Below are 21,673 nucleotides of genomic sequence, written 5' to 3' on the forward strand. Positions count from 1 at the left end.
AGTTCATGGCGTTTTGTTCGTTCAACGGTCGCCCATTTTATCGTTTTGTCGCGGGTCTGGCGCTCACCGGCTTTATGCTTGCCGCCGCCGGCTGCCAATCGAGCGACAATGGCATCCTTGGCTTCGGCAAGAAGGACACGTCGCCACCGCCGCCTCCGGATCCACAGGTTCTCAGAAGCCAATTGCTGGCCTATTGCCCGAAAGTGACGCTGCGCGACGGCACCGCTTTCTTCAACACCTATGCCAAGAGCGGCCCGAAGCCCAGGAAGAAAGCCGAGCCCGCCGCCGACGCGGCACAGACCGACCAGACGGCGCCGGACGGTACTCTCGTCGATCCGCAGAAGGATCCGACGAAGATTATCTACCAGGCCTCGATCACCGACGTCACCCGCGACTGCAGCCGCGCCAACGGCCAGTTGTCGATGAAGATCGGGATCGCCGGCAAGGTCGTGCCGGGTCCGATGTTCAAGCCCGGTACGATCACCATGCCGATCCGTGTTGCCGTAATGCATGGTTCGGACGTGCTTTACTCGCAGCTCCATCCATATCAGATCCAGGTTACCGACCCTTCGACCGCCACCCAATTCGTCTTCACCGATTCCAGCGTCGTTGTTCCCGAGCCCACCGCGAAGGACTATCAGGCGTTTGCCGGCTATGATGAAGGCGCGCCGAAGAAAGGCGTCAAGAAAAAGGTTGCCGCGGCCGAATAGCGGCGGGGAATTGCGCCTCCGGATGGAGGCGCATGCCTTATGCATCCGCCGACCATTCCGACAGGGCGGCGATGACGCTTTTCAGCTCGGCCCAGCGGCGAATGACCGTTTCAGCGCCGGCCTCGGTCAGCGCATCGGCATGGCCGGGATAGCTGTGGCTCGCTCCCGTGAAGCCGATCACGCGCATCCCCGCCGTCCTGGCGCCGGTCACGCCATGCACGGAATCCTCGATGACGAAGGTGTTTTGCGGATCGGCCTTGAGCTTTTCCGCGGCATAGAGAAACACGTCGGGCGCCGGCTTGGTTTTCCCGGTCGGTGTTTCCATCGCCGAAAAAATTCGGCCCGCGAAGAACGGCAGCAGATGCACCTTCTCCAGCATGAACTCGATCCGCTCCGAACGTGAATTCGAACAGACGCAGCGCGGCACTGTCACCGCGGCGACCGCCTCGCGCACGCCGTCGATGGCGCGAACGTCGCTGCGCAACTTGCGGTCGACCAGCTCTTCGGCGCGGTCGATCAGCGAGGCCTGGAACGGGATGCGCGACTTCTCCTCGACCCGCATCATGATGTCCTTGAAGGTCAGCCCGGCATAGGTTTCGCCAATCTCCTCGGCCGATATCTCATACCCGGCCAAGGTCAGCAGCTCGGCCTCGATGCGCGCGGCGATGATTTCGGAATCGACGAGCACGCCGTCGCAATCGAAGATGACAAGGTCTGGCTGTGGCATGGCGGTCCGGAAGCGGGAGGGCGGGCGTTGGCCCGAGCAAGCCCGGGCGGCGCGGGCATACACCAACGGGCCGGCCTTCGCAAATTGCCGGGCCGGCACCTCGGGCCTTCACCGAATATTTACGCTGATCGGTAACCATAACAGAGAGTAAAACAGTAACGCGTGCCTTGGGTGTAACAATGTCAGCCGTGCGTCTTCTCGACGAGCTTTCCCATGCTCCTCAGCAATCCGAGTGGCTGGATACGATCCTGAAAGGCGACTGCGTCGCAGCGCTCGACCGGCTGCCCGAAAAATCCATCGACGTCATCTTCGCCGATCCGCCCTACAATCTGCAGCTCGACGGCGATCTGCACCGGCCCGACCAGTCCAAGGTCGATGCCGTCGACGACGACTGGGACCGGTTCGAGAGTTTCGAGGCTTATGACGCCTTCACCCGCGCCTGGCTGCTGGCGGCGCGGCGCGTGCTGAAGCCCAATGGCACCATCTGGGTCATCGGCTCCTATCACAACATCTTCCGGGTCGGCGCCAGGATGCAGGATCTCGGCTTCTGGATCCTCAACGACGTCGTTTGGCGCAAGACCAATCCGATGCCGAATTTCCGCGGCCGGCGCTTCCAGAACGCGCATGAGACGATGATCTGGGCCTCGCGCGACCAGAAGGGCAAGGGCTACACCTTCAACTACGAATCGCTGAAGGCCTCGAACGACGACGTGCAGATGCGTTCCGACTGGCTGTTTCCGATCTGCACCGGCGGCGAGCGGCTGAAGAACGACAATGGCGACAAATTGCATCCCACGCAGAAGCCGGAAGCCTTGCTTGCCCGCATCATGATGGCTTCGACCAAGCCCGGCGATATCGTGCTCGATCCCTTCTTCGGGTCCGGCACCACCGGCGCGGTGGCCAAGCGCCTTGGCCGCCATTTCGTCGGCATCGAGCGCGAGCAGGCCTATATCGACGCCGCCAATGAGCGCATCGATGCTGTCCGGCCGCTGGACGGCGCCGATCTGACCGTGCTCACCGGCAAGCGCGCCGAACCGCGCGTCGCCTTTGTCAGCCTGATCGATACCGGGCTGATGCTGCCGGGCGCCACGCTCTATGACGCCAAGAAGCGCTGGGCCGCCAAGGTGCGCGCCGACGGCACGGTGGCGATCGGCGACAGCGCCGGCTCGATCCACAAGATCGGCGCCGAAGTGCAGGGGCTGGACGCCTGCAACGGCTGGACCTTCTGGCATTACGAGCGCAGCGGCGGCCTGACCCCGATCGACGAGCTGCGCCGCATCGCTCGCCTCGGCATGGAGCGGGCAGGGGCCTGACAATAACCGCTATGGCGATCTCGTTGCACATCGTTCCCGAAGGAAGCAGGATCGCGCTTTCTTGACCGAGAAGTGCCGCGAAGCGTTCCGCCAGTTCCGTCGTCGGGTTTTCGTCAAGCGAGTTGCAGACCGAGGTGATGAACCATTGGGTCGAAGTCTCGGTCGTCATGCAGCAGCGCGTGTCCGCCCTGGATGCAGAATGTGCCGATGATCATATCGATTGTCTTGCGGATGGTGATGCCCCGCTGCCGGAGCATGCGGTAGTTTCGGGCAGCTTCGACTGCCGTCGCCGGATCCAGCATCGGCACAATAGCGAACTGTCGAAGATTCCGCTCAATCAGCTGGGCATGCGGTTCGTTGCGCGCCCCTTGTAGCACCTCCAGCAGGATCAAGTCTCCGACCAGAATCTCCTGAGTGTCGTCGAGATGCCTGAGCTTACCTACCGAGACGCTGTTCGTATTGCGGAGATGGGCGATCCAGACGGAACTGTCGACGACGATCATCGACGCTGATCGGGCGAACGACCTTCCCGCATGGTGTCGAGATCGCCGTCCCAGCCGGCGCCAGCAAGTGCGGCGATAGCCATATCTTGCCGGTGCCGGCGTACCAGAGTGCGCAAGGCCGCCTCAATCGTCGCTTTCTTGGTCTTAAGACCGGAGGCGGCCATGGCCTCCGCGATCAGTTTGTCGTCGAGTTCGATGTTGGTTCGCATGGCGATGCTCAATGTGTGTAAATTGGACTAAATATACACATTCCGCTCTTGACCAACAAGCCGTCACGCCGACAGCGCCACGACGAAAGAGGAGGGACATCTTCGACATTACGCGCAAACCTGAAGCGGATTATCAATCGGCTTGTCGAAGTGATTCAAATCACACAGTGATCCCCAGGGTCACACAGTGATCCCCAGGCGCCGGAGGTCAGCTTCGAGCGTCTTTGCGTCGGTGAACAGCACGGAGTGCCAGCCGGCCGCCTTGGCGCCTTCGACATTCTTCGGGCTGTCGTCGATGAACAATGTGGCCGCCGGCTCGAGGTCGAACGCGGCGACGTGATGATCGTAAATGCCGCGATCCGGCTTGATCAGGCCGATCTCGCCCGAAATGGTCACGCCGCGCGGACGGTTGAGGAAATCGAAACGCTGCCGGGCTTCGGCGAGCGTGTCGGAGGCGAAATTGGTCAGCATGGTGACGTCATGGCCGCTGTCGATCAGCTTCTCCATGATCTCAACGCTGTCTTCATAGGCATGCGGCACCATCTCGTGCCAATGGCGGCGGAAACCGCGTATGTTTTCGGCATGGTCCGGATGCTCGGCGATCAGCAGCGCCTCGGCTTCTTCCCATGTCCGTCCGCGATCCTGCTCGATGTTCCAGTCATGTGTGCAGACATTGTCGAAGAACCACTTTCTCTCCTCGGCATCCGGAATGAGACGGCTGAACGGCAGGTTCGGATCGTAGTGGATCAGCACTCTGCCGATGTCGAAAACGATGTGGCGGATTTCAGTCATTGTCGTCCTCATTCAATGCAATTCAACGCGGGCGCTGCTTTTAGTGCATGTCGCCCAAAAGTGTGCGGCGGTTTTGGGAACACGACATGCGCAAAACAACAATCCAAAGCGCGTTGCGGTTCGATCGATTCAAACAGGACGCGCTTTGGTCGCGCCCGGTATCGCCGCTTCGATTACTTTTTTCATGACAGTGGGCAAGGCTTCCCCGGAAATTTCATGGGCCAGCGACCAGAAATGTCCCGCTGGAGCAGCACTCTCGGTCGCCGTTTTGAAGACGTCGAGTTCGAGCGCGAAATGGGTAAAGACATGGCCGATCCGCCCGGCAGGCCGCCAGTCGCCGGGGAAGGGGGCTGCCGCATCCGTGGTGGCGCCGTCGACCCGCGCGGTCCAGCCGGTCGTCGGCACCTCGGTCATGCCGCCGAGCAGGCCTTTCTCCGCGCGTTTTCTCAAAAGAATGGCGCCGTCGGCCCTGACGGCGACGAATGCGGCGCCGCGCCGCAAAGGCTTTTCGGCCTTTGGCAGGCGCACCGGGAAACGTTCGGGATCGCCCGCGAGGATGGCGCTGCAATCCTCGCGCAGCGGACAAAGCATGCAGCGCGGCCGGCGTGGCGTGCAGATAGTCGCGCCCAGATCCATCATCGCCTGGGCGAAATCACCCGGTCTTGTCAGGGGAACCATGCGCTCGACATGAGCGCGTATCTCGCTCTTGGCTTCGCTCAGCGGTGTCGCGATCGAAAACAGCCTTGAGACGACGCGCTCGACATTGCCGTCGACGACAGCGGCAGGATGGTCGAAGGCGATCGCCGCGATCGCCGCCGCCGTATAGGCGCCGATGCCGGGCAACTCTTTCAGACCGGCTTCCGTGGCCGGAAACCGGCCGCCTCGCCGTGCGACGAGATCGGCGCAGGCCTTGAGATTGCGGGCGCGCGAGTAATAGCCGAGCCCGGCCCAGGCCTTCATGACATCTTCGGTCGAGGCCGCTGCCAGTGCCTCGACATCGGGCCATTTGCCGACAAAGGCCCGAAAATAGGATTTGACCGCTTCGACCGTGGTCTGCTGCAGCATGACCTCGGAAAGCCAGACCCGGTAGGGATCGGGCCGTATGCCGCGCACAAGGTCACGCGGCGCGATACGCCATGGCAGATCGCGGTGATGCGCGTCGTACCAGCCGAGCAGGCGAGACGCGATCCCGCCAGTACTGTCTGCGGATGCGGTCTTGCGGGTCTGGTCGTGCAGTGCCATTGATCGAGGACTGGCCTAACCGCTCGGCGAAGGTTGTGACTGGAGAACGCACATGGCAGGGAAAAGGCCCTTCGGCAATCCCGTTCCGGTGAGCGATCTCGCCACCGAGATTCTCGATCCGGTGCTGCGCAAGCGGGCCGGCATGTCGATCGGGCTCGTCCAGTCGTGGGAAGAGATTGCCGGGCCAAGGCTCGCCGGCCGCTCGCGCCCCGAAAAGATCCAGTGGCCGCGCCGCATGCATGAGGACGATCCGTTCGAGCCGGCGGTGCTGGTCATCGCCTGCGAAGGCATGGCCGCGCTGCATCTCCAGCACGAGACCGGCGAAATCATCAACCGGGTCAATGCCTTCCTCGGCTTCAACGCCGTCGGCCGGATCAGGATCGTGCAAAAGCCGGTTCTGTCGCAAAAGCTTCCCCCGAAACCAGCTCCCAGACCGCTCAATGATGCAGAAAAATCAAAGCTCTCGCAGACCGTCGGCAAGATCGAGGACGATGGCCTGCGCGCCTCGCTGGAGCGGCTCGGCGCAACTATTCTTGGCCAAAGAAAGCCATAGACCTGTCGTCAATCTCGCGTATTCGTGATCGCTCCGTAAAAGTTTGGCGATTGGAATGGGGATGGCGATGCCTTAATTCGCGCCAACTCTCGCCTTTTCTAGCCTTTGCATTGCAATATCCAACCGATATCAGGTGATTCGTATGACCCGTCCCGCATTTGGCAAAAGCTTGTCCCGCAGAAACCTCCTGTCTTCGCTGGCCGCGGTTCCAGCGGTGGTTCTGCTCGCCGCATGCAGCGACTCGGGCGAGAAAGCCGAGGCGGAGGTCGTGAAGCCCGCAACTCCCGCCGATCCGGCGAAGCCGGCCACTCCCGCAGCTGTAAAGGCACCGGAAGCGCAGGGCACGGTGGATATGGCGGCATTGCTGAAGCCGGGCGCGCTGCCCGACGAGCAGCTTGGCAAGGACGACGCGAAGGTCACCATCGTCGAATATGCCTCGATGACCTGCCCGCATTGCGCGCATTTCGCCGAGACGACATTTCCGGAGCTGAAGACGAAATACATCGACACCGGCAAGGCCCGCTATATCCTGCGCGAGTTTCCGTTCGACCCCACCGCCGAGGCCGGTTTCATGCTGGCGCGCTGCGCCAAGGACAATTATTTCCCGATGGTGGATGTCCTGTTCAAGCAGCAGGCGAACTGGGTGGGCGTCAACAATACCAAGGACGCGCTGCTGCAAATCTCCAAGCTCGCCGGTTTTACACAGGAGTCCTTCGAAGCCTGCTTGACGGACCAGAAACTTCTGGACGATGTGAGGGCGGTCCAGAAGCGCGGCGCCGATGAATTCAAGGTCGACTCGACGCCGACCTTCTTTATCAACGGAAAGACCTACAAGGGGGCGCTGTCGATTGAGGAAATGTCGGCCATCATCGACCCTCTGCTTTGACGCTCCAGCAGCGCCGGGGCGATCGCGCTTCGGCGTGCGCGCCTGTTTGTCTCTTTCGGGGCGGCGCGAATGAAGTTTTCGCGCCTTCGCCTGCTCGGTTTCAAGTCCTTCGTTGAACCCGGTGAGTTCGTCATCGAACGCGGCCTGACGGGCATCGTCGGGCCGAACGGCTGCGGCAAGTCGAACCTAGTCGAGGCGCTGCGCTGGGTGATGGGCGAAAGCTCCTACAAGAATATGCGCGCGTCGGGCATGGACGACGTCATCTTTTCCGGCTCGGGAACGCGTCCGGCCCGCAACACCGCCGAAGTCACGCTCTTCCTCGACAATACCGATCGCAGCGCACCCGCCGCCTTCAACGATGCCGACGAGTTGCAGGTCTCGCGCCGCATCGAGCGCGAGGCGGGCTCGCTCTATCGCATCAACGGCAAGGAAGCCCGCGCCAAGGACGTGCAGCTGCTTTTCGCCGACCAGTCGACCGGCGCACGCTCGCCCTCGATGGTCGGACAGGGCCGCATCGGCGAACTGATCCAGGCCAAGCCGCAGGCGCGCCGCGCGCTGCTCGAAGAGGCGGCTGGCATCTCCGGCCTGCATACGCGGCGCCACGAAGCCGAGCTCAGGCTGAAGGCGGCCGAGCAGAATCTGGAGCGGCTGGAAGACGTCGTCGGCGAGCTCGAAAGCCAGATCGAAAGCCTGAAGCGCCAGGCCCGTCAGGCCTCGCGCTTCAAGAACCTGTCGGCCGATATCCGCAAGGCCGAAGCGACGCTGCTGCATCTGCGCTGGACGCTGGCCAAGACGCAGGAAGGCGAGGCGCGCTCGGCCCTGGCGGTTGCCACCGCCCTTGTCGGCGACCGCGCCTCCGCCCAAATGGCTGCCGCCAGGGAGCAGGGGATCGGCGCGCACCGGCTGCCGGACCTGCGCGACGCGGAAGCCGCTGCCGCTGCTGCGTTCCAGCGCCTGTCGATCGCCAAGGCGCAGATCGAGGAGGAAGCGGGCCGCATCCGCGCCCGCCAGGCCGAACTCGACCGCCGGCTCCAGCAGCTCGATGGCGACATCGCCCGCGAGGAGCGGATGGTGCGCGACAACGCCGACATTCTCGAACGCCTGCGCACGGAAGAAGCCGAGCTGAATTCCGAAAATGCCGGCGCTACCGAGCGCGAGGCCACCACCCGCGCGGCTTTCGAACAGGCGGCGTCAACGCTGGCCGCGAGTGAGGCGAAACTGGCGGCGCTGACCGCTGAACGGGCCGAGGCCGCCGCCTCGCGCAACCAGATCGAGCGCACCCTGCGCGACACCGCCGAGCGCCGTGACCGCTTCGCCCGCCAGCTCGCCGATGTCGACCGGGAATTGTCCGACATCATATCCAGGGTTGCCGGCCTGCCCGATCCGGCCGAAAAGCGGCTTCTGGTCGAGGACGCCATGGCGCTGCTCGAGGAAACCGAGGCCGCCGCCATCGCTGCCGAACAGGCAGTCGCCGAGGCGCGAGCGGCCGAAAATGCGGCCCGCCCGCCGGTCCAGGATGCCAAGGGCGAACTGGCGCGGATCGAGACCGAGGCGCGCACGCTGGCCAAGATACTGAATGCCGCCAGCGGGGACCTCTTCCCCTCCGTGCTGGAGCAGATCAGCGTCGAACGCGGCTACGAGACCGCGCTTGGCGCGGCCCTTGGCGAAGACCTTGACGTACCGCTCGACCGCAGCGCGCCAGTGCATTGGGGTGAAAGCGAAATCCAGCCTGGCGACGCAGCTCTGCCCGAAGGCATCAGAAGCCTCGCCAGCGTGGTTCGCGCGCCGGCGCAGCTCGCCCGCCGGCTGGCGCAGGTCGGCATCGTCGAGACCGGCGACGGCCGACGGCTGCAAGCGCTGCTCGCGCCCGGCCAGCGGCTGGTCAGCCGCGAAGGCGCGCTGTGGCGCTGGGACGGCTTCACCGCCAGCGCCGATGCGCCGACCGCGGCAGCACAAAGGCTGGCGCAGAAGAACCGGCTGGCCGAACTCGATGCCGAAGCCGTGCAAGCCACGCTCGTGCTGCGCGAGGCCGAGGCTGCGCTTGTGCAAGCCGAACAGGCGCTTGCGCGAAGCAGCGAGGCCGAACGCAATGCCAGACAGGCCGGGCGCGATGCCCAGCATGGGCTGGACGCCGCGCGCAACGTGCTGGCCGAGGCCGAAAAGGCCGGCGGCGAGCTGTCGAGCCGGCGCGCCGCGCTGGACGAGGCGCGCGCCCGAATCGTCGACAGCCACGAGGAAACGGCGGCGGCTTTCGTCGAGGCCGAAATGCTGCTGCAAGGTGCGCCCGATCTCGGCGATCTGCAGTTGCAGCTCGAACAGTCCTCGGCCAATGTCGCCCGCGATCGCGCCGCTCTTGCCGATGCGCGCGCCGTTCATGAGGGCCTGAGGCGGGAGGCCGAGGCGCGGATGCGCCGGCTCGAGGCCATCGGGGCGGAACGCCGCAACTGGCTGGAGCGCGCCGAGAACGCCTCGACGCAGATCGCCTCGCTGGGCGAACGCAAGGCCGAAGCCGAGGCCGAGCGCGAAAGGCTGGCCGACGCCCCCGACGAGATCGACGCCAAGCGGCGTGCGCTTCTCTCGCAGCTCGCCGAGGCGGAAAGCCTGCGCCAGGCGGCGGGCGACCGCCTGCAGGAAGCGGAGAACCGGCAGTCGGAGCTGGACAAGGCCGCGACCGCGGCGATCCAGTCGCTGGCCGAAGCGCGTGAAACGCGCGTCCGCGCCGAAGAGCGGCTGACCGCCGCCGACGAGAGGCGGCTGGAGGTCGAGGCGCGTATCCAGGAAACGCTGAATACGCCGCCGCATCTGGTCATCCGTCATACTGGCCTCGAAGCCGACAGCCCGATGCCCGAAATGGCCGAGATCGAGCGTCAGCTCGACCGGTTGAAGATCGAGCGCGAACGGCTTGGCGCCGTCAATTTGCGCGCCGAGGAGGAGCAGAAGGAACTGTCCGACCGGCTGGAGACCATCGTTTCCGAGCGCGAGGACATCATCGAGGCGATCCGCAAGCTCAGGCAGGCGATCCAGAGCCTGAACCGCGAAGGCCGCGAACGGCTGCTCGCCGCCTTCGAGGTGGTCAACGGCCATTTCCAGCGGCTGTTCTCGCATCTGTTCGGCGGCGGCACGGCGGAATTACAACTGATCGAATCCGACGACCCGCTCGAGGCCGGTCTCGAGATCCTTGCCCGCCCGCCCGGCAAGAAGCCGCAGACCATGACGCTGCTGTCCGGCGGCGAGCAGGCGCTGACGGCTATGTCGCTGATCTTCGCCGTGTTCCTGACCAATCCGGCGCCGATCTGCGTGCTCGACGAGGTCGACGCGCCGCTCGATGACCACAATGTCGAGCGTTTCTGCAATCTCATGGACGAAATGGCCGCCACCACCGATACGCGCTTCGTCATCATCACGCACAACCCGATCACCATGGCGCGTATGAACCGGCTGTTCGGCGTGACGATGGCTGAGCAGGGCGTAAGCCAGCTCGTGTCGGTCGACCTGCAGGCGGCCGAAGCCATGCGCGAGGCAAGCTGAAGCATCGATAACGCGGCTTGCCGGTGGCCTCAATTCCGGCTTTCGACTATAGCACGACATGAAGCGGACGGTTTCCGTCCGACGGCCGCGCGTGTGGAGAACCTTGTTGCCTGTACTCGTCACTGGAGCCGCGGGGTTCATCGGCAGCCATGTCTGCCATCATCTCCTCGACAGGGGAGAGGCGGTGGTCGGCGTCGACAACATGAACGACTATTACGATCTGGCGCTCAAGAAGGGGCGGCTCGCCCGCCTTCTGCCCCACCGGGATTTTTCATTTCACCAGCTCGATATTGCCGAACCGGGCGCGCTCACCACCGCCCTGGCCGGCAAGGGCATCGTCAGGATTGTCCATCTCGCCGCGCAGGCGGGCGTGCGCCACTCCCTCGACAATCCCCGGCTCTATGTCCGCTCCAACGTCATGGGCCATCTCGAAGTGCTCGAATTCTGCCGCGCCGAGCCCGCATTCGAGCATCTGGTCTATGCCTCGTCGAGCTCCGTCTATGGCGGCAACCGCACCGTGCCGTTCAGTGAGGCCGACCAGGTCGACAAGCCCGTGTCGCTCTACGCCGCCACCAAGAAGGCGGATGAGCTGATGAGCCACACCTACGCCCATCTCTTCGGCATCCCGCAAACCGGCCTGCGGTTTTTCACCGTCTATGGTCCCTGGGGCCGGCCCGACATGGCCTATTGGATGTTCACTCAGGCGATGCTCGAGGGCAAGCCGATCCGGGTCTTCAACAATGGCGAGATGTGGCGCGATTTCACCTATGTCGACGATGTGGTGAAGGCAGTCGTAGCCGTGCTCGATAAGCCTCCCACGGACACTCCGCCGAACAGGCTTTACAATGTCGGCAACAACCGGCCGGTGCGGCTGGGCGATTTCATAGACATTCTGGAAAAGCTGCTTGGTGTCGCGGCGATCCGGAAGAACGAGCCGATGCAGACGAGCGATGTGGAGCGAACCTATGCCGACATCGCGGCGTTGGAGCGCGATTTCGGCTTCCGGCCGAGCGTTTCGATAGAAGATGGCTTGAAGAAGTTTGTCGACTGGTACCGGTCGGAATGGCTGGCGCCGTCCGCAACAAACCGGGAGTAACCAGCTGAAAAGCGCGCCGCATGAATTCCACCGCACGACGCGCTCGAAGGATGCCAAAGCCGAAAACAGCGTGGCTGGGGCCAAATGTTGCTAGGTCGCCGATCCCCCAGGCGTTACCCCTCCGGGAACCGGTCGCTTGAGCCTCTGCGGGATCCGGCAGACCCGCCCAGAACTTCGTCAGAGCCTCGGCAACCGGCCCGGGCGTTTCCTCCGGCCACCAGTGGCCCACGCTTGCCAGATGCGCCATTTTCGCGCCCGCTCGCTGCGCTGCCCACTCATGCTGCTCCAACGTCCCGCTGGCTCGCCCAAAGATGTTGGCGGACCGACAACAGGCAGCGCCTGCATTCCGCGCTCGCCGGATGAATACGAAGCCGGCCTAACGCGATTGCGCCAGGATCCCTTGGTCGCAATCCAAACTCTGGGGAACTGTCCCTGATTAGTGTCCCACCCAAGGGGGTTCGGTCCACCATCTCCGGTATAAAACCGTAACCCATGTGTCCGGAACGGACCCCGTAATATTTGGCTGGGGTTCCTGGAAGCTTTTAGAACTTTTTGGGTCGCGCCTCAGCCCGAATTGCGTGAGCTTATGGGACAATTTGGAACATTAGATTCGGTTTTGGCAAAAATTTGAGGAGCATCAACTTTCTCGCGCGCGTGCTCACCCCAGTCGTGTCAGCACAAACCTCCGACAGTTCTACGTGCTGAACGGCTGCTATGCGCCTCAGGTTGGCTGTTGAGGTCGGCCTACCAGCCGCCTGAAGCAGACGATATCAAAGGCCACCCTGGAGGTCACCATCGCGCGGTCAGCTCTGTCCATCTCGGTAAACTGAGCTTCTGGCGAGCAGCGGGTGCGACATTCGGCTGTTGACCAGAACGATTGTTGCAGCAACCATGGCCTGATCTAAATGCAGGCATGGCGAGGATCTCATGGCGAACGAACAGAGCGGCAATGGCGAGAATGGCGGTGCGAACGAGCTTGGCAAGGAAAGTGCCGCGGCCGCCGAAGTGAAGCCAGAACAGCCTCAATTGTCAGAGGGCGCGCAGGTGAAACTGCGCGAGATGCGCAGCAAGCTGGCCACGGCATTTTCCCAGGTGACCATGGCATTGATGGCGACGCCGCGTTATCGCAACCTGTCGATCTCGGACCTGGAGTGGTTGGTACTCGAGCCGCTGCTGCGTGACCGCATCGCGATTGCCTCCGGCAAGCCGCCGGCGTCCGGAGATGAAGGGCCAATGGTTGGGCTGGCGATGTGGGCAAAAGTCTCGGAAGTCGTTAGCGCCCGGATCGAGGAGCAGGCCCGCGCCGGCAGTTTCCCGGTCCGGCTCAAGGGCAACGACTGGGACAGTGGCGACATCGTCTGGCTGCTCGACGTGGTTGCGGCGAACCGCGCTCTCGCCACCAGCGTGCTGATCAATTTCGGCCAGTTGGCCAAGGGCGCACCGGTTCGCGTCCATCCGATGATCCGGCAACTGGTCGACAAGGAGATATTGGAAAAGCTCAGTGAAAAGCGTGCGCCCGTGCCGTCGTGAGCTTTGGAGGCAGCATTGGACGCCCGTCCGGCGTATATTTTCCGTAGCCTTCAATCTGCCTGAAAATATTGCCCCCGGTGAGCGGCAGCGGGCTCCATCCATGCATGTACAATAGACAGAACTGTCAATTAGAAATACCTTATAGAAAGAAGCAAGAATTTCTTAAGTTGTTTTCTCACGAGGTCTTAACAGTTGGTCACGGCTATGTTACCAAATTCCCTGCGGGGGTAACGCGGCGGTGATCGCTGCGCGCCCATGAAAGCGGCGAGGGTTTGATGGTGTCGGGCGTCACGCTTCGCATGGGATTTGCTGCGCGCGCCTGGAGGCTTGAGCCCATCGAGCGGGGGCTTGGCGTTTGGGCGAGGCTTGTGCACGCTGTGCGGCGCGGCGTTCTTCTCACGGCCGGCGCGCTTTTATGACGGCGCGAAAATTTGCCTTCATCGTAGCCGGCCTCCTTGTCGCACTCTGCTTGTGGGCGACCTCGACGACGAGCGGGCAGAATCTGCCAGGCGACTGGTCGTTCACACAAGAGGCGCGTGTCGATCGCGGCACCTACTTCCGCCTGAAGGTCGACCTGACCTATCAAGGCGAGCCACAGCATTTCGACATCGTCGTCGGCTGCAATGTCCGCGACATCGGCTACAAGGACGGGTCAAGCACGCATGAGGTCGGACTGGTGCCGACTGTTTATGGCCGGCGCATGAGCGACGGCAAGGGACTGGTAATGCGTGCGCCTGATGCGTGCGATGGCGAGACTACCGCTAACGGCCAGGTTCCAGCCGATTTCATACCGGTGATGATCGTCTATGACGATGCCAACACACTGGGCTTCGGTACGGCCTACATGGTCGATGAGGCCTATGACAGCCCGCATTCTCTGATGAAGTTCGGCAAGGCCTTCGTAGAGAAAGCCACACGAGCCGAATTTGTCGACTTCCGACAGAACGGCACGCCAAACCTGGTGACGCGCGACCAATACCATTCGGCCCAGCCCCGAGGAATCGTAGAGAAGATGGGCCTGCAGAAGGTCTATCCGGCTTTCGGGCGCACCTGCTGGGCTTATAGCCGATCCTTGATTCCGAAGGAATTTCGCGCCGAGGTTGCCAAGTTCTGGCCGTCGACACGGCCAAAGTACTGGATGATTCCCGACAGAAAATCACGCTCTGACCTGGCGGAGTCTGCAAAGGATGTTGGCTTTTTTCGTGATGACGGGGCACCCGAGAAAAAAGGTATATTCGGGTCGATTGGACCTGGATGGCCCGATTATGGCGCCATGCATCGACATGGCAGTCAGCGTGTCGGCCCTGCGGTGCCGACGAGGATCAAAAGTCCCGCATTCTATCCCGCGAGCAGTTCCGTGGCGGCCTTCGCCTGGCCGCCAGATCCCTCGCAATGGCGGAAATTCATTGCAGAAATGGGTAGTGTCAACATCTGGAACGTGGACGTTGTCGAGGGCCAATTCAGAGGATTCGCCTACTGTTACGAGCGCCCCTCCTTCTCTTCCAACGAAAGTGTTATCAAGCTCCTTGAACGGAAAGATGCTTCGCTAACGGTCGACAGACAGCAGGTGCAAGGTGCGCCGCCGCGATGGTCCTTGTGGATTGGCCAGGTGCCAAATCTATTTGAGGACGACAAGTTCGCCTACGGATTCTACTATTTTCATCTTGAGTCAACTGGGGGGGACGTGTGATGTCATTGACCGATCTGCAGATGGCTGCGGCGCTCTGTGAGCAGGTGTATCGACGTGACGGCCTTGATCAGCAGTTGAGCTCTAGTGAGGATAATTTCGAAGGATTTGGCTCCGAAATATCGAATTTGTCTGACACAATAGACGGATTTACATTCAGTGACGGGTATTATTATAACAATGATACCGGCTTTGTTGGCAGAATAGTTATCGCAAATGACAAAGTGTTCGTTGTTTTTCGCGGTAGCGATCTTTCGACGAGCTTTTCGGCCGCCTCCGCGGCGTTTTGGACTGATCCCGCACCTGGGGGTGAAGAGAGCAGGGTTGATGCCCAGGACTGGTCTGACAATCGCAAATTGGGGCTGACCGGTACTGTCGGGGCAACTCAACTCGATGATGCCTTGAGGCTGCTTCAGTATGCCAAAGAACATGTCCCGGAAGGGATGAGTATTGTCGTCACAGGTCAGTCGTTGGGAGGCGGATTGGCTGGACTCGCGACTGCGGTCGAGAATTCGCGGGGGGACGGCCCGACAGTTCAGGGCTATGCGATCGCGCCGGCGCCATTCAAGGCGCAGCTTGCTTTTGAAGCCTCGTTCTTGGCTCTGGAGGCCCTAAGTTCCATCTCAAAAGACGATGTTCGAGGGGTAAATGGAACGGCTTGGCAAGACACGACTTTTGGCAATCCCGCCTTATTCGTAACTGTCGAAGAAGCCTTCACGATGGGCGGGGACGCCTTCAAGGCAGTTGTTCATGCAAACGCTCCGCAACTCACGACGACGCAAATTGATGCTATCGCAGCAAGTCGCGCTGCATACCTCACCGATTGGACCGACGGTGACGGTATCGGAAACTTGGATATTCGTCGCATTGACGGGGAGGCCCTGGATCTCATTCCCAATGCCTTTCATCTTGGTGCGGCTGACAAGGAGTATGATATCGGCAGTGTGGGTGTCCTTGACCCATATCTCGCCGCCGGTGCCAAGCATGGTCCCGCCTTGCACAATCTCGTTATAAGAACTGACGGCTCGCAACAATAACGCGGTTATTAGGACAATCGGCCGATCAGAGTATGGGAATGTGGAGATGTCTCGCAAGGCGACCCCGACGCTACTGAACGCTCTAGGCGATGGCGAATTGATAATATCGGGAGGCTCACATAGTGCCCGATTTCAGTTACGAGACACGGGATTGGTAACCGCAGCTATCGCCAGGTTCTGCCGCCTACCGAACCAAGACTAGGGAAGAGGGGCACCCAAATCCTTCCATGTGGATCATCCACAAAGCTGTAACACATGCCGTTTCGGCCAAGCCGCTAAGTATATGATTTTGTAGAACAAAAAGCAGTGGCTGGGGCGCCAGGATTCGAACCTGGGAATGTCGGTACCAAAAACCGATGCCTTACCACTTGGCTACGCCCCAACAGCCTGAACGCGCCGGCTGAGCGCGGCCTTATAGGACGAGCCGGGCGAAAGCTCAATGCCGAGATGGCGACTGCGCGGAACTGATCCACCGGTTCCGCAGACAGGGGTTCGCATATGATCCCATGCTGTCGGGCGATGGCGTCTATTCACCCCAGACCGCCATTTCATTGCCGGCCGGATCGACGAAATGGAACCGCCTGCCGCCGGGGAAAGAAAAGACCGGCTTCACGATCGTGCCGCCGGCATTTTCGACTGCGTCAAGAGTTCCTTCCAGATCCTCGGAATAAAGCACCGGCAGCGGCTTGGCCGGCGCCTCCGCGGCATCGGCCTGAAAGCCGCCGTCGAGCCCTTCGGCAAAGGCCGAATAGGTCGGTCCGTAATCGGTGAACGACCATGAAAAGGCGGCGCTGTAGAAAGCCTTCACCCTGTCCAGCGTTCCACCGGTCGCCGGCATTTCCAGGTAATCGAGTTTTCCGGTCAGTCTCATGATTCTGCTCTTTGTTCGCTGTTTGTTCTACAGCGAGGGTGACCAAATTGCAAGTCTTTTCGCCCTCGCTTTTTCTTAATCGATTGTAGAGGGCGGCCGGCTTTGCCGACGCCTTGCCTTTCGCAGTGCAGCATCATATCGCTCGAACCGGGCACGGCGAAACTTCGGCTTCGTCAATCTTTTCAATCTCCTGCGAGTGGAGAGCAAGCATGACCAAATGGGTCTACACCTTTGGCGATGGCGCCGCGGAAGGCCGTGCCGGCGACAGGAACCTCCTGGGCGGCAAGGGCGCCAATCTGGCCGAAATGTGCAGCCTGGGGCTGCCGGTGCCGCCGGGCTTCACCATCACCACCGAAGTCTGCAACGCCTATTACGCCAACGCGCGCTGCTATCCGCCGTCCCTGGAAGCGGATGTCGCCGTCGCCCTCGACCATATTGGCCGGCTGACCGGGCGCCGCTTCGGCGATCCCTCGAAATTGCTGCTGGTGTCGGTGCGCTCGGGCGCCCGCGCCTCGATGCCCGGCATGATGGACACCGTGCTCAATCTCGGCCTCAACGACGAGACCGTCGAGGCGCTGGCCGCCGATTCGGGCGATGCACGCTTTGCCTATGACAGCTACCGCCGTTTCATCCAGATGTATTCCGATGTCGTGATGGGTCTCGACCATGAGGTCTTCGAGGAAATCCTCGAAGACCAGAAGGGCGGGCTCGGCCATGAGCTCGACACCGAACTGACGGCCATCGAATGGCAAGGCGTGATCGCGCTCTACAAGGCCAAGGTCGAGGAGGAACTCGGCAAGCCGTTCCCGCAGGATCCGCACGAGCAGCTGTGGGGCGCGATATCAGCCGTGTTTTCGAGCTGGATGAACAACCGCGCCATAACCTATCGGCGCCTGCACGATATTCCCGAAAGCTGGGGCACGGCGGTCAACGTCCAGGCCATGGTGTTCGGCAATATGGGCGACACCTCGGCCACCGGCGTCGCCTTCACCCGCAATCCCTCGACCGGCGAAAAGATGCTCTATGGCGAGTTCCTGGTGAATGCGCAGGGCGAGGACGTCGTCGCCGGCATCCGCACGCCGCAGAACATCACCGAAGCGGCGCGCATTGCCGCCGGCTCCGACAAGCCATCGCTGCAGAAGCTGATGCCGGACGCCTTCCAGTCTTTCGTCACCATCTCCGACAGCCTGGAGAAGCACTACCGCGACATGCAGGATCTCGAATTCACCATCGAGCGCGGCAAATTGTGGATGCTGCAGACGAGGTCCGGCAAGCGCACCGCCAAGGCAGCGCTCAAGATCGCCGTCGAGATGGCGCGCGACAAGCTCATTTCGAAGGAAGAGGCCGTCGCCCGCATCGATCCCGCCTCGCTCGACCAGTTGCTGCATCCGACCATCGATCCGAAGGCCGCGCGCGACGTAATCGGCGTCGGCCTGCCGGCCTCTCCGGGTGCCGCCACTGGCGAGATCGTGTTCTCCTCCAACGATGCCGAGGAAGCCAAGGCGCAAGGCCGCAAGGCGATCCTGGTGCGCATCGAGACCAGCCCCGAAGACATTCACGGCATGCATGCGGCGGAAGGCATCCTGACCACGCGCGGCGGCATGACCAGCCACGCCGCGGTGGTGGCGCGCGGCATGGGCAAGCCTTGCGTGTCGGGCGCCGGCTCGCTGCGCGTCGATTACCGGGCCGGCACGCTGATGGCGATGGGATCGACTTTCCGCAAGGGCGACATCATCACCATCGATGGCGCCAACGGCCAGGTGCTGAAAGGCGCCGTGCCGATGCTGCAGCCGGAACTTTCCGGCGATTTCGCCACCATCATGGAATGGGCCGATGCGGCGCGCCGCATGAAGGTGCGCGCCAATGCCGAAACGCCGCTCGACGCGCGCATGGCGCGTTCCTTTGGCGCCGAGGGCATCGGGCTTTGCCGCACCGAGCACATGTTCTTCGACGGCGCCCGTATCGTTGCCATGCGCGAGATGATCCTGGCCGACACGGAAAAGGACCGGCGCACGGCCCTTGCCAAGCTTTTGCCCATGCAGCGTTCGGATTTCCTCGAACTGTTCGAGATCATGGCCGGCCTGCCGGTGACGATCCGCCTGCTCGATCCGCCCCTGCACGAATTCCTGCCCAAGACCGAGGAAGAGGTGGCCGAGGTCGCCGCCGCCATGAAGGTCTCGCCGGACAAGCTCAGGCAGCGCACCGAGGCGCTGCACGAATTCAACCCGATGCTCGGCCATCGCGGCTGCCGTCTCGCCGTTTCCTATCCCGAAATCGCCGAGATGCAGGCGCGCGCCATTTTCGAGGCGGCCGTGGAAGCTGGCAGGAAGGCTGGAGCGCTGGTGGTTCCCGAGATCATGGTGCCGCTGGTCGGCCTGGTGAAGGAACTCGACTACGTCAAGGCGCGGATCGATGCGGTTGCCGCGAGCGTCATGCAAGAGACCGGCGTCAAGATCGACTATCTGACTGGAACCATGATTGAACTCCCCCGCGCTGCGATCCGCGCCCACGTCATTGCGGAGACGGCTGAATTCTTCTCTTTCGGCACCAACGATCTGACCCAGACCACCTTCGGCATCTCGCGCGACGATGCGGCGTCGTTCCTGGAAACCTACCGCCAGAAGGGCATCATCGAACAGGATCCGTTCGTATCGCTCGACATCGATGGCGTCGGCGAACTGGTGCGGATGGCGGCGGAGAAGGGCAGGGCGACAAGGCCGGCCATCAAGCTCGGCATTTGCGGCGAACATGGCGGTGATCCCTCGTCGATCCATTTCTGCGAAAAGGTTGGCTTGGACTACGTGTCCTGCTCGCCTTACCGCGTGCCGATCGCCAGGCTGGCTGCCGCCCAGGCGGCGGTGCAAGTCGCCAAGATCAATCATGGGTGACATTCTGGGACCAATCGATGATCTCGATTGGTCCTGGCGGTCCCCGGTCCAAGATTAAAATTTTGTAATTGAGTTCACGCGAAGTTGCGCGTTTCAGCTCCGAATCTCGACACCGTTTCTGCCCAATTTGCGGCCCCCAAACCGCTCCCGGCTGCAGAAACAGATGCCTCAGATTTTCCGCTCGATCCTGATCATCCAGACGAAGTTCATCGGCGATATAGTCCTTGCCTCCGCGCTCGCCAAAAACCTGCGGCTCGAATATCCCGAGGCCAGGATCGTGTTTCTCTGTGAAGCTCGCTTCAAACACTTTCTGACTGCTCACGACATCGCCTCCGACGTCGTGACGTTCAGCCGTGCCCGCATGCGCGGCACGCCGTTTGAGCGCGGACACGAACTTTACACGATGGTGCGGACGCTGCGCCGGTTTGGCTTTGACCTGTCGATCGACCTGACCGACTCCAAAACATCGCGGATCATCACGCGGTTGGTCAAAGCCAGGACCCGGGTGGGCTACGACCCTCCCGAAAGGCCCTTGCGCTGGCATGAGTCGCAGCCTGCCAACGTCCTGGCAAAACCGTTCGGCTTTGGCGAACGGCACTTCCTTTACCGCTATCTTTCGCCGCTCGAGGCGCTTGGCGTCGATCTGCGGGTGCGGGTCCCGTCCATTCAACCGCTGCCGTTGGAGACGGCCAAAGCGCTGGCGCTGCTCGACAGGCACCATCTTCGGCGCAACGCCTTCATCGCTGTGCATGCGGGTGCGAGTTTCGAGGGGCGGCAATGGCAGCCGGAACGCTTTGCCATGGCCATTGACGAGATTTCGCGGGAGACCGGGCTGGACTTCGTGCTTGTCGGCGGTCCGGATGAACGGCTGCCCGCCGAACGCATTGTCGCCAAGACCGCTTCACCTGTAGTCAATCTGGTCGGCACGACGCCGCTTGAAACATTGCTCGCCGTCCTGAAACAGGCACGGCTTTTCCTTGGCAACGAGAGCGGTCCGATGCATATGGCGGCCGCCGTCGGAACTCCGGTCGTCGGACTTTATGGCCTCACTGATCCAGCCAGATGGGGACCAGTCGGCGTCCCAGGCATTGCCCTCCAGCCCCCCTTTCCATGCCCGTGCGTGGCCAACAGACTGTGTCAATGGCCGGATCCGAGCAAGGCTTGTTGTGTCTGGCGCCTGGAGGTCAAGCCAGTTGTCGCCGCGATGCGGGAAGTCCTTGCACGCACGGTTAGGGACGTCGAGCACCTACACTGATGCCGCACTTGCAAAAGATGGGCGGGGCGATCAAAACTGCCGCGCCTTGATGGCACCGGCTGGAAAACCAAACTATGCGTCTGTTCCAAAAGCATTTTTGCGCGATCGTGATCTCGACCTCGATGTGGGCTGCATCCGCGGCCTTTGCCGCGCCACTCGTCGAACCGACGCTGCATATCAAGCCGGAGGCTGGCGGCAACGGTCGTGTCGCCCTTACGCTCGACGCCTGTGGCGGGCGGACCGACACAAGGATCCTTTCGGCGCTCGTGGAGAACAAGATACCGGCCACCATCTTCGTCACCGGCATCTAGCTGAAGCACAACGCCGCCGCCGTCGAGATCATGCGGGCGCATCCTGATCTGTTCGAGTTGGAAAACCATGGCGGCCGCCACGTCCCGGCAGTCGACACACCGCGCAAAATCTACGGCATCCGCGCCGCCGGCAGCCCGGCCGCGGTCCTGGCCGAGGTCGAGTCGGGCGCCGCCGCCCTCGCCGGGACCGGCGAGCCGGCGCCGAAATGGTTTCGCGGCGCAACCGCCGAATACAGCCCCTCGGCCATCGCCATGATACGCAAGCTTGGCTTCAAGGTCGCCGGCTTCTCGATAAACGGCGACGGCGGTTCATTGCTGGGAGCGAAGGAAACCGCACACCGTATCGCCGCGGCCAAGGACGGCGATGTCATCATCTCGCATATCAACCAGCCGACCCACGCCGCCGGCGAGGGCGTGGTGCAAGGTCTGCTGGCGCTGAAGGCCAAGGGTTTCACCTTCGTGCGGCTCGATGAAGCCGACGGCATCGGCAACAACGGCACCACCGACTGACCGCGAAGTTCTGAGTATCCGCTGC

The 21,673-nt window shown here is 62.1% G+C and carries 17 protein-coding genes, 1 tRNA gene and 1 pseudogene; 12 read left to right on the forward strand and 7 right to left on the reverse strand.

From position 1 onward, the window contains the following. Positions 1–5: 5 nt before the first annotated feature. Positions 6–710: a hypothetical protein gene (locus AC0L2H_RS14685; RefSeq protein ID WP_473590889.1), complete on the forward strand. Its 705-nt coding sequence runs from the start codon at positions 6–8 to the stop codon at positions 708–710. Positions 711–747: 37 nt separating this feature from the next. Here the strand turns inward: AC0L2H_RS14685 and AC0L2H_RS14690 are convergent, their stop codons facing one another. After that, entirely contained in the window at positions 748–1,437 is a 690-nt protein-coding gene (locus AC0L2H_RS14690) for an HAD family hydrolase (RefSeq protein WP_473590890.1), read from the reverse strand. Positions 1,438–1,616: 179 nt separating this feature from the next. Here AC0L2H_RS14690 and AC0L2H_RS14695 point away from each other — a divergent pair, with 179 nt between their 5' ends. Continuing rightward, a complete protein-coding gene (locus tag AC0L2H_RS14695) occupies positions 1,617–2,750 on the forward strand; it encodes a DNA methyltransferase (RefSeq protein ID WP_473590891.1) in 1,134 nt (377 codons plus the stop codon). 113 nt (positions 2,751–2,863) lie between these two features. Here the strand turns inward: AC0L2H_RS14695 and vapC are convergent, their stop codons facing one another. The 4 genes from vapC to mutY all read right to left on the reverse strand — a co-directional run bounded on the left by vapC (position 2,864) and on the right by mutY (position 5,496). Further along, a complete protein-coding gene (gene vapC, locus AC0L2H_RS14700) occupies positions 2,864–3,253 on the reverse strand; it encodes a type II toxin-antitoxin system VapC family toxin (RefSeq protein ID WP_473590892.1) in 390 nt (129 codons plus the stop codon). Further along, entirely contained in the window at positions 3,250–3,462 is a 213-nt protein-coding gene (locus AC0L2H_RS14705) for a type II toxin-antitoxin system VapB family antitoxin (protein ID WP_006330656.1), read from the reverse strand. The genes vapC and AC0L2H_RS14705 overlap by 4 nt, the downstream gene beginning before the upstream one ends. A gap of 180 nt (positions 3,463–3,642) precedes the next feature. Next, complete coding sequence (locus tag AC0L2H_RS14710; protein WP_473590893.1) at positions 3,643–4,254, reverse strand: HAD family hydrolase; 612 nt, start codon at positions 4,252–4,254, stop codon at positions 3,643–3,645. 129 nt (positions 4,255–4,383) lie between these two features. Continuing rightward, positions 4,384–5,496 carry an A/G-specific adenine glycosylase gene (gene mutY, locus AC0L2H_RS14715; RefSeq protein WP_473590894.1) on the reverse strand — a complete coding sequence of 371 codons (1,113 nt, stop codon included), beginning with the start codon at positions 5,494–5,496 and terminating at the stop codon, positions 4,384–4,386. Positions 5,497–5,548: 52 nt separating this feature from the next. On the opposite strand from mutY, the gene AC0L2H_RS14720 reads away from it, so the two are divergent. The 7 genes from AC0L2H_RS14720 to AC0L2H_RS14750 all read left to right on the forward strand — a co-directional run bounded on the left by AC0L2H_RS14720 (position 5,549) and on the right by AC0L2H_RS14750 (position 15,813). Beyond that, positions 5,549–6,049 (forward strand): DUF721 domain-containing protein, encoded by a 501-nt coding sequence (locus AC0L2H_RS14720; protein WP_473590895.1) that lies wholly within the window; start codon positions 5,549–5,551, stop codon positions 6,047–6,049. A gap of 142 nt (positions 6,050–6,191) precedes the next feature. Further along, the gene (locus tag AC0L2H_RS14725; protein WP_473590896.1) at positions 6,192–6,935 is read left to right on the forward strand and encodes a DsbA family protein; all 744 of its coding nucleotides are present in this window, start codon (positions 6,192–6,194) and stop codon (positions 6,933–6,935) included. A gap of 69 nt (positions 6,936–7,004) precedes the next feature. Beyond that, entirely contained in the window at positions 7,005–10,463 is a 3,459-nt protein-coding gene (gene smc / locus AC0L2H_RS14730) for a chromosome segregation protein SMC (protein ID WP_473590897.1), read from the forward strand. Between the two features lie 106 nt (positions 10,464–10,569). Continuing rightward, positions 10,570–11,559 (forward strand): NAD-dependent epimerase/dehydratase family protein, encoded by a 990-nt coding sequence (locus AC0L2H_RS14735; RefSeq protein ID WP_473590898.1) that lies wholly within the window; start codon positions 10,570–10,572, stop codon positions 11,557–11,559. Between the two features lie 927 nt (positions 11,560–12,486). Beyond that, positions 12,487–13,089: a toxin-activating lysine-acyltransferase gene (locus AC0L2H_RS14740; protein ID WP_473590899.1), complete on the forward strand. Its 603-nt coding sequence runs from the start codon at positions 12,487–12,489 to the stop codon at positions 13,087–13,089. 415 nt (positions 13,090–13,504) lie between these two features. Further along, positions 13,505–14,779: a hypothetical protein gene (locus AC0L2H_RS14745; RefSeq protein ID WP_473590900.1), complete on the forward strand. Its 1,275-nt coding sequence runs from the start codon at positions 13,505–13,507 to the stop codon at positions 14,777–14,779. Next, a complete protein-coding gene (locus tag AC0L2H_RS14750; RefSeq protein ID WP_473590901.1) occupies positions 14,779–15,813 on the forward strand; it encodes a Tle-like phospholipase domain-containing protein in 1,035 nt (344 codons plus the stop codon). The genes AC0L2H_RS14745 and AC0L2H_RS14750 overlap by 1 nt, the downstream gene beginning before the upstream one ends. 307 nt (positions 15,814–16,120) lie before the next feature. On the opposite strand, the gene AC0L2H_RS14755 is transcribed toward AC0L2H_RS14750, so the two are convergent. Continuing rightward, positions 16,121–16,195 (reverse strand) — tRNA-Gln (locus AC0L2H_RS14755). A 144-nt stretch (positions 16,196–16,339) separates the two neighbouring features. Further along, on the reverse strand, positions 16,340–16,684 hold the full coding sequence (locus AC0L2H_RS14760; protein ID WP_473590902.1) for a VOC family protein: 345 nt from the start codon (positions 16,682–16,684) through the stop codon (positions 16,340–16,342). A 209-nt stretch (positions 16,685–16,893) separates the two neighbouring features. Here AC0L2H_RS14760 and ppdK point away from each other — a divergent pair, with 209 nt between their 5' ends. The 3 genes and pseudogenes from ppdK (at position 16,894) to AC0L2H_RS14775 (ending at position 21,648) form a co-directional block, all read left to right on the forward strand. Next, complete coding sequence (gene ppdK, locus AC0L2H_RS14765) at positions 16,894–19,572, forward strand: pyruvate, phosphate dikinase (protein ID WP_473590903.1); 2,679 nt, start codon at positions 16,894–16,896, stop codon at positions 19,570–19,572. A 163-nt stretch (positions 19,573–19,735) separates the two neighbouring features. Continuing rightward, positions 19,736–20,827, forward strand: coding sequence for a glycosyltransferase family 9 protein (locus AC0L2H_RS14770; protein WP_473590904.1), 1,092 nt, complete (start codon positions 19,736–19,738; stop codon positions 20,825–20,827). Between the two features lie 74 nt (positions 20,828–20,901). Next, positions 20,902–21,648, forward strand: a pseudogene (locus AC0L2H_RS14775) (polysaccharide deacetylase family protein). Positions 21,649–21,673 lie beyond the last annotated feature (25 nt).

This window comes from Mesorhizobium sp. WSM4871 (assembly GCF_055811295.1).

Bases quoted from the DNA above. Each gene is read 5' to 3' on its own strand.
- smc (WP_473590897.1), top strand. From the start codon at position 7,005: ATGAAGTTTTCGCGCCTTCGCCTGCTCGGTTTCAAGTCCTTCGTTGAA.
- AC0L2H_RS14710 (WP_473590893.1), bottom strand. From the start codon at position 4,254: ATGACTGAAATCCGCCACATCGTTTTCGACATCGGCAGAGTGCTGATC.
- vapC (WP_473590892.1), bottom strand. From the start codon at position 3,253: ATGATCGTCGTCGACAGTTCCGTCTGGATCGCCCATCTCCGCAATACG.
- AC0L2H_RS14750 (WP_473590901.1), top strand. From the start codon at position 14,779: ATGTCATTGACCGATCTGCAGATGGCTGCGGCGCTCTGTGAGCAGGTG.
- AC0L2H_RS14720 (WP_473590895.1), top strand. From the start codon at position 5,549: ATGGCAGGGAAAAGGCCCTTCGGCAATCCCGTTCCGGTGAGCGATCTC.
- AC0L2H_RS14685 (WP_473590889.1), top strand. From the start codon at position 6: ATGGCGTTTTGTTCGTTCAACGGTCGCCCATTTTATCGTTTTGTCGCG.
- AC0L2H_RS14725 (WP_473590896.1), top strand. From the start codon at position 6,192: ATGACCCGTCCCGCATTTGGCAAAAGCTTGTCCCGCAGAAACCTCCTG.
- ppdK (WP_473590903.1), top strand. From the start codon at position 16,894: ATGACCAAATGGGTCTACACCTTTGGCGATGGCGCCGCGGAAGGCCGT.
- AC0L2H_RS14745 (WP_473590900.1), top strand. From the start codon at position 13,505: ATGACGGCGCGAAAATTTGCCTTCATCGTAGCCGGCCTCCTTGTCGCA.
- AC0L2H_RS14740 (WP_473590899.1), top strand. From the start codon at position 12,487: ATGGCGAACGAACAGAGCGGCAATGGCGAGAATGGCGGTGCGAACGAG.
- AC0L2H_RS14695 (WP_473590891.1), top strand. From the start codon at position 1,617: ATGTCAGCCGTGCGTCTTCTCGACGAGCTTTCCCATGCTCCTCAGCAA.
- AC0L2H_RS14705 (WP_006330656.1), bottom strand. From the start codon at position 3,462: ATGCGAACCAACATCGAACTCGACGACAAACTGATCGCGGAGGCCATG.
- AC0L2H_RS14770 (WP_473590904.1), top strand. From the start codon at position 19,736: ATGCCTCAGATTTTCCGCTCGATCCTGATCATCCAGACGAAGTTCATC.
- mutY (WP_473590894.1), bottom strand. From the start codon at position 5,496: ATGGCACTGCACGACCAGACCCGCAAGACCGCATCCGCAGACAGTACT.
- AC0L2H_RS14690 (WP_473590890.1), bottom strand. From the start codon at position 1,437: ATGCCACAGCCAGACCTTGTCATCTTCGATTGCGACGGCGTGCTCGTC.
- AC0L2H_RS14760 (WP_473590902.1), bottom strand. From the start codon at position 16,684: ATGAGACTGACCGGAAAACTCGATTACCTGGAAATGCCGGCGACCGGT.